Raw genomic sequence first — 277 nt, 5'->3', positions numbered from 1 at the left:
ATGAAGGATTCCAAGGTGATCGTGGCGATCAACAAGGACGAGGAAGCGCCGATCTTCTCGGTGGCCGACTACGGGCTCGTGGCCGACCTGTTCACGGCGGTGCCGGAACTGGTGAAGGCGCTCTGACCGCACCGGCGCAATGAGCCAGAGGGCATCGTTCGCGATGCCCTTTTCGTATCCGCTGTATCTGGAGACAAGACATGAGCTACACCGCCCCCCTCAAGGACATGCTGTTCGACATCGAGCACCTGGCCAACATCGGCGAGATCGCGAAGCT

At 60.3% G+C, this 277-nt stretch carries 1 protein-coding gene and 1 pseudogene; both read left to right on the top strand.

Going from position 1 to position 277, the window contains the following annotated elements:
• Window positions 1-126 (top strand): annotated as a pseudogene (locus ACCC97_RS28870) (electron transfer flavoprotein subunit alpha/FixB family protein); the annotation flags it as partial.
• 74 nt (window positions 127-200) lie between these two features.
• Window positions 201-277: acyl-CoA dehydrogenase N-terminal domain-containing protein (locus tag ACCC97_RS28865; RefSeq protein ID WP_413336413.1), on the top strand; the 77-nt coding region annotated here is incomplete at its 3' end.

The organism is Variovorax sp. Varisp85 (genome assembly GCF_047304045.1).
GTDB lineage: Bacteria > Pseudomonadota > Gammaproteobacteria > Burkholderiales > Burkholderiaceae_C > Variovorax.
This window is presented reverse-complemented; position numbering and strand designations above follow the sequence as displayed.